Source organism: Ideonella sp. P3_A4, assembly GCF_056403075.1.
The window spans coordinates 1-6,469 of sequence record NZ_JBFUGE010000347.1 but is presented as its reverse complement, the minus strand read 5'-3'; the positions used below and the strand labels follow the sequence as shown (position 1 = coordinate 6,469).

Here is a 6,469-nt window from a genome sequence, read left to right as displayed (position 1 = left end):
GCGTAGGTGCCCACCGTCGGGAAGGTCTTCTTGGCGTCGTTGATGAACGTGCCGCTGTAGGTCGGCACGGACATCTGGGACCCGTTGGGCGCGATCGCGATTTCGAACAGGAACCAGTTCGTCGTGTTCGAAGACTGGTAGCTGCTGTCGCCGGTGACGTAGCGGCCGTACGGCCCGCTCGAGATGTTGCCCTCGGCCACCGCGACGTAGCGGTGCGTCGCGCTCGGGCTGACCATCGCCGGCACTCGCAGCTCGCCCAGCTGATCGCTCAACCCGGTGACGGGGTCGTAGCGGCGCAGCGGTGTCGTGCCCGAACCTTCGAACTGGCTGGTGACCAGCAGCTTGCCTGCCGCGTCGTATGCCACCGAGTAGGTGCCGCCTTCGTAGAACGCCAGCGGGAACGAAACGCGCTTGGCCTTGCCGGTCTTCAGCGTCACTACATCGACAAAGTTCTTGTCCGCGCCGCGAGACGCGTTGGCAACCGCCAGCTTCTTGCCGTCGGCCGAGATGTCCATGCCCATCGTCGAGCCACCCAGCGCCAGCGGCGACAGGAAGCTCTTGGTGTTGAAGTCGAAGCGCCGCACCTGCGCACCGCCGCTGATGTAGAGCACCTGGCTGTTGGTGTCGAACGCGACGTCGACGCGACCTTCGGCGGGGATGAAGCCGCTGGCCAATGTGTCGGCCTGCGCCGAGCCGGCCAGCACCAGAGCCAACGCCGCCACGCCACGGATCCAGGGGATTGATTTCGTCATGTGTTCTCCTTGAATGTCACCATCGGTGCACGGCCTCGAATGAAGCCGCGCCACACCTGCTGACCTGCGCTGCCCAGGGGCGGATACGGTCGCCCCAACGGCGACGTTTCCACCCTCTCCTCCTCATCGGGGCGCTGCAGATCAGTCAGTGCAGAAGACAGTGTAGGCAGCGACTGGCTCAGTCGATGAGCCACCCTAAAAACATCGACTATCCGCGCTTACTGCGGCCCACGGCCTTGGCCTCGCGGCCGCGGGTCTTCCATTCGCTCAGCAGCTTGTGCTTGTCGAACACCGTCATCTCGTGACGCCGGGCTTCGCGCTGCAGCTTGTGGTAGCTCAGCAGCCGCCCGGCCGGCACAGCCGGCCGCACCGCGCAACCGGGCTCGTCCTGGTGCTGGCAATCGCGGAAACGGCACAGCGGCGCCAGGCGCGAGATGTCGTCGAACAYCGCGTCGAGTTGCGCTTCGTCGGCGTCGAGCTGCAAGCCGCGCAGCCCCGGCGTGTCGATGATGCAAGCACCGCTCGGGCAACGGTGCAGCGAGCGTGCCGTCGTCGTGTGACGACCGTGTTCGTCGCCTTGGCGCACACCGCCGGTGTCTTGCAGTGCACCGGTCAGCCGGTTGGTCAGCGTGCTCTTGCCGGCGCCGCTGGAGCCCAGCAGCACCAGCGTCTGGCCTTCACTCAGCCACGGTGCCAGTGCATCGGCGCTCGACGCATCGAGCCCGTTCAGCGCCAGCACGTCGACACCGTCGCTGGTGTGGCGGCGTACGGCGTCGACCCGCGCCGCGGGGTCGGTGCACAAGTCAGCCTTGCTCAGCACCACCAGCGGTGACACATCGGCCAGACGCACCAGCGCCAGGTAGCGATCGAGTCGGCGCAGGTTGAAGTCCTGCCCCGCGCCCATCACCAGCAACGCGGTGTCCACGTTGCTGACCAGCGTCTGGCGTTGGCCGCTGCTGTCGCGCCGTACCAGGTGATTGACCGGCGGCACGCGGGCCGCGGCCCAGAGCGCATCGCCGAGGTCGCCACCGGTGCGTGCGGCGACCCAGTCGCCGACCACCAGCACGTCGCCCTGCATCTGCAAGGCCAGGCGCAGCGTGGGCCAGACCTGGGMCACGTGCTCGTTCACGCCGTCGTGCAGGCGCAGGCGGTCGCGCTGTACCTCGACAACGCGCATCAGCCGGTCGCCGGCTTCGGTTTGAAGGTTGAACATCTGCGCCACGAGGCCTTGGGTCAGGCCGATGCCGCGCAGGGTTTGGAAGTCGATCGTGTCGAACATTGCTGTAGGTGATCCGCGTCGAGACAAACGGGGGCCGTCTGCGCAGCCGGATTGACCGGCAAGCGCATGCGGCAGCTCAGGCCAGAAGGCCAGAACAATTCAGGGTTTGGGTGCGGATCGCCCGGCAGCAGGTTGCCGGTGCGTGGTGGGCGTTGGCCCGAGACCGTCAGAGGCGACGGCCCAACGTCAGATCAAGACGTCAACGCAGGAAGGCAGCGAGTGGCTGGCGAACCGCAGAGAGGGTGGTGGTGACTTCATCCATGGCAGCCTCCTTCGGTTGGTTGGGCGATGCGCCGCGGGATCGCGGCTCAAGGTGGCGGACTTTGCCGCGGGCGCAACGGCTTGTCAATCCTGCGGCGTGAGGATGCAACGCTTCGGTCTTTGGGTGCAGCCGGCTGTCGACCGAGGCGAAGTCTGCGCTGCTCGATTCGCTTTTCAACGTGCCTCTTCGCGGCGCCGGCAGTCCATCCATCGACAGTGAACACACTGCGCGCACCAGCGACGCTTGGCGTTCGCGAGGCGGCCCGATTCGTTAACCCGCCGCGGCACAAAGCGGTCTCAACCAGTTCAAGGAGCGTTGTCATGGGTGCCATCGGAAAAGCATTCAACGCCATCGGCCACGGCATCGGTGATGCGTTCAAGGCCGCCGGCCACGTCGCCGAGGGGATCGTCAAGCTCGACTTCGGCAAGGCTGCCGGCGGCTTGAAGGAGATGCTCGGCGCCGGCCTCGATGTCGCGCGAAATGCGGCCAACCTGTCGCCCGCCGGCTTTGCCGCCAACGCGTTGATGGGCGGCAAGCTGGACCAGCTGATGCAGTGGGCCGACAAGGAGATCGAAAGCGTGGCGGGAGGCGTGATCGACAAGGTCGCCAACGACATGCAGTCGGTCCGCAACGGCCTCGCGACGACGGTGAGTGGCTTGGCCACCGGCAACTTGAGCAAGGTCGCACAAGGCGCGCTCACCGCCACTGCAGGTGCCGCCGCGACCGCGTCCGACTTCACGGCAGCCGGTGCCGCCAACAACCTCAAGATGGCAGCGTTGAACACGGTGGTGGGCGGCCCATGAACACGACCGACGCCGATCCCCGAAAGCTGGTCCGCCCGATGGTCGAGGCTGTGCGCGAAGGGCGCCTGGATGAGGCCGAGGCGATGCTCGAGCAGATCTCGGCGGTGTATCCAACGCCCGAAGACCTGGTGGTCTTTGCCGTGCTGATCGCCATTCAACGCGGGCAGTGCCGCGAAGCGCTGTGCCACCTCGAATCGCTGCCTGGTGATCCGCACCCGGAGCTGAAGGCGTTCTGCCTGTACCTGCTCGGCGAACCCTGCTGGGAGGGCATGGCGCAGACCCTCGAGGACAGCCCCGACCAATCGGTGCGGCTGGCGATGAAGGCCTTGCTCGGCCGGTCGCTGGAGGCCGAGTTTTCAAACTGAAGGCCACGGCGCGATGCGTYGCCTTTCACTGGCACCTTGCGTCGATCTGGCCGTGTTCTATACGGCGGATTCGGAGCGATTCATTGGCGACGGCTCGGCCACGCTGCAGGTCGTGACACCCGCTGTGTTCGTCGACTTCTATCGCGATTGCCCGTCGATCGGCTTCCTGTCCGACGGGCAGCCGATCGGCGGCATCATCTTCGACGGTGCAGAGGCCCACATCGCCGTGCTGCCGGCGTTTCGCGGCCGCTGGGCGCTGCTGTTGAAGCCGGCCCTTGAGTGGCTGTTCAGCCTGAAGGCCGACATCGTCGTCGACATCGATACCGACAACACGATCTGCCTGGCTTTCATGGAACGCAATGGCTGGCAGCGGCTGCGGGCAGACAGCCAGCACATCACCTACCTGATGACGCCGCAGGGTGGCACGCGCAAGACCGCGCACCCTTTCGAACGTGTTGCCCACACCACCGTGCCGCGGGTTCAGGCGCTTGTCGAACCCGCGGCTTGAGGGCGAACGCTTCAGGGCGCAGCCGCGGTATCAGCGGCAATCGGTGATGCGATGAAGTTCACCATCTTGCCGTTTTGCGTGCCGCGCCCGACGATCTGGCCGGCGTTGTTGATGTCATAGGCGACCATGTAGGTCCAGCCTTCGCCGCGTTTGCCGATCATGTCCTGCAGGTAGTGCGACTCGCCGTTGCGCACGACCACCGGACCACGCTTGGCGCCTGCCCCGGAGTAGCCGACGATCACGTCGTCGTCGTTGATCGCCACCACGCCCTCCACCGGGCGGGTCTTCACATCGGGCAGGCGCGTGAAGTTGGTGCCGTCGTACAGGAAGCAGCCGATCACATCGGCGCAACCGCTGACGTGGCCGTGGTTGTTGATCGCCTTGGCTTCGCCCTCGCCGACCACGGTGTCATCGCCCAGTCTGTGGCCCTGGCCATTCGCATCCCAGATCGCGGGATAGAAGTGGTACATGTCGGTGAACACCGCCGACATGCCGGCCACCACGCCCTGGTCGTTCATCGAATACACATAGACCTCGCCGGTCGGATGCAGCGGTGGCAGCTTCACCGTCGTGCCGTGGTCGTAGCGCATGCCGAAGACCGGCTGCAGCGGCGTGATCTTGTAGGTCCCCAGCACTTGGCCCGAGGTGTTGATCACCTTGCCGTAGACCATGTTCGGGATCATCTCGCGCGTGCCATCGTGCCACCAGACGACCACCGGCTTGCCGGCGTTGGCCGAGCCCAGGACGTCACCGGCGTTGTTGATGGCAGGGTTGATGTAGCTGGGGGTGTCGGGCAGTGGCGTGACCGTCCGTCCGCTCAGTGTGGCCAACGAGTATTTGTTGGGGTACGGCTCGATCTTGGTGAACCGTCCGACCATCAGGCCGCTGTCGTTGATCCCATAGATCGTGTCCATCACTGCAGGGCCGTCGTTCTTCAGGTACTCGAGCTTGTAGCTGGGTGCGGCCGACGCGATGCCAGCCGCCGACAGAGCCGCGATCGCCGCCATGCCGATCCACGGACGACAGAAGGGAAATTGGTTCATGAGACCTCCAGGTAACGCGAAGTAACCCGACAGATGGGTGGAACATGCTAGTCCTTCCACCTGTACGTGCCAAGCTCGGAGTTTGGGGGGCGCGACAATGGCGCGATGGACACCATTGAATTCGAACTGCGCGGCGAGCACATCGCGCTGGATGCCTTGCTCAAGGCCACCGGACTCGCTCCCAGCGGCGGCAGCGCGCGGCAGCTGATCACGGCTGGCGAAGTGCGGGTCGACGGCCAGGTCGAGTTGCGCAAGACCGCGAAGATGCGCGCGGGTCAATGTGTCGAATACGCTGGCCAACGCGTGCAGATCGCCGCCGGGCCGCCCCTTGGCGATCGCTCCACATCGGGGGAGCCGACGCCTTAGGCGGCGTAGGGTGCCAGGTCCTAGAGTTTCATTTCCAGCTGTACGCGCCAGTTGACGAAGGTCGATGCGACGGTGTCGGCCCGCTCGGCATTGACGAGGCTCACCGTCTCGGCGTCCTGCTGCAGCAGGTTGCTGGCCGTGACGCGCAAACGCATCACCGGGCTGATCGCCCACAGCACGTAGGCATCGAACACCCGCTTGGCCGATTGCGTCAGCCACTGATCTTCTGCCAGGCGCGTGGTGTAGCCGGGCGTGTAGTTGAAGTTGCCGCCTGTCGTCAGCGGCGTGCCAGGCCAGCGGTAGTCGGCGCCGAAGTTCGCCGTGCCGCCGGGCTGCGAGTCGAGCCGGTTGTTCGGGCCGGACACGCTGTCGACCGTCGAATTGAACAAGCTGACATTGGCGCGCAGGTCAACCGCCGGTGCATCGTCGACCAGCTCATTGAGGCGGAACTTGGCTTCCAGCTCCACCCCTTGCGTGGTCGCGTTGCCGACGTTTTGCGGCCGGGCGACGTAGCGCGGGGCGGGGAAGCCGGGCACGTCTTCCAACGTGGTCAGCGTGCGCATCAGGTCACGGATGCGGCGGTAGAAGACGTTGGCGCTGAGCAGCCCGCCATTGGGCAGGTAATGCTCGTACGCAAGGTCGATGCCGGTGGCCAGTTCGGGCCGCAGGTCGGGGTTGCCCGCACGGTCCGGCGTGGTTGGTGAGTTCTCGCCCAGCGGGTCACGCGAAGACACGTTGTAGCGGCCCAGCAGGTTCTGCAGCGTTGGCGCACGGTAGCTGCGCGTCAGGCTCATGCGGACCTGGTCGCGGCTCTTCGGCTCGGGCCGCCACACTGCATGCAGCAGTGGCGTCCATACACTTGACCGATTGCGCGCGTCGGGCGTGTTTTCGCCCTCGCCTTCGGTCGTGATGCCTTCCCAGCGCAGACCCGCATGGGCTGCCCATTGCGACGTCAGGTTCCACTCGTCTTGCGCATAAATCRCCAGGCGCTGGGTGGATGCACGCAGATCGTCCTGCGTGTTGATCAAAGGGTCGGGCAAGGCGCTGCTGACCAACAACGTGCTGCCGTCTTCGGCGCGGCGGCCCATGTC

General features: G+C 65.7%; 9 protein-coding genes. 4 read left to right on the top strand and 5 right to left on the bottom strand.

Annotated elements, in window-relative coordinates; all coding sequences use genetic code 11:
• The 3 genes from AC1DYI_RS23620 to AC1DYI_RS23610 form a co-directional block, all read right to left on the bottom strand.
• On the bottom strand, window positions 1-752 hold a 752-nt coding region (locus tag AC1DYI_RS23620; RefSeq protein ID WP_477206575.1), incomplete at its 3' end, for a YncE family protein.
• Between the two features lie 208 nt (window positions 753-960).
• Window positions 961-2,031, bottom strand: coding sequence for a ribosome small subunit-dependent GTPase A (rsgA, locus tag AC1DYI_RS23615; RefSeq protein ID WP_477206574.1), 1,071 nt, complete (start codon window positions 2,029-2,031; stop codon window positions 961-963).
• Between the two features lie 199 nt (window positions 2,032-2,230).
• Entirely contained in the window at window positions 2,231-2,470 is a 240-nt protein-coding gene (locus tag AC1DYI_RS23610) for a hypothetical protein (RefSeq protein WP_477206573.1), read from the bottom strand.
• A 143-nt stretch (window positions 2,471-2,613) separates the two neighbouring features.
• On the opposite strand from AC1DYI_RS23610, the gene AC1DYI_RS23605 reads away from it, so the two are divergent.
• From AC1DYI_RS23605 to AC1DYI_RS23595, 3 genes are read left to right on the top strand one after another with little or no spacing between them, the layout of a single operon-like run.
• Window positions 2,614-3,096 (top strand): hypothetical protein, encoded by a 483-nt coding sequence (locus tag AC1DYI_RS23605; protein WP_477206572.1) that lies wholly within the window; start codon window positions 2,614-2,616, stop codon window positions 3,094-3,096.
• Window positions 3,093-3,461, top strand: coding sequence for an HrpB1 family type III secretion system apparatus protein (locus tag AC1DYI_RS23600; RefSeq protein ID WP_477206571.1), 369 nt, complete (start codon window positions 3,093-3,095; stop codon window positions 3,459-3,461). Before AC1DYI_RS23605 ends, AC1DYI_RS23600 begins: the two co-directional genes overlap by 4 nt.
• A 13-nt stretch (window positions 3,462-3,474) precedes the next feature.
• Window positions 3,475-3,969 (top strand): GNAT family protein, encoded by a 495-nt coding sequence (locus AC1DYI_RS23595; RefSeq protein WP_477206570.1) that lies wholly within the window; start codon window positions 3,475-3,477, stop codon window positions 3,967-3,969.
• 11 nt (window positions 3,970-3,980) lie between these two features.
• On the opposite strand, the gene AC1DYI_RS23590 is transcribed toward AC1DYI_RS23595, so the two are convergent.
• Entirely contained in the window at window positions 3,981-5,012 is a 1,032-nt protein-coding gene (locus AC1DYI_RS23590) for a hypothetical protein (protein ID WP_477206569.1), read from the bottom strand.
• A 105-nt stretch (window positions 5,013-5,117) separates the two neighbouring features.
• Here AC1DYI_RS23590 and AC1DYI_RS23585 point away from each other — a divergent pair, with 105 nt between their 5' ends.
• A complete protein-coding gene (locus tag AC1DYI_RS23585) occupies window positions 5,118-5,378 on the top strand; it encodes an RNA-binding S4 domain-containing protein (RefSeq protein ID WP_477206568.1) in 261 nt (86 codons plus the stop codon).
• 20 nt (window positions 5,379-5,398) lie between these two features.
• Here the strand turns inward: AC1DYI_RS23585 and AC1DYI_RS23580 are convergent.
• Window positions 5,399-6,469, bottom strand: a 1,071-nt coding sequence (locus AC1DYI_RS23580) for a TonB-dependent receptor plug domain-containing protein (protein ID WP_477206567.1), incomplete at its 5' end; no start/stop codon positions are given.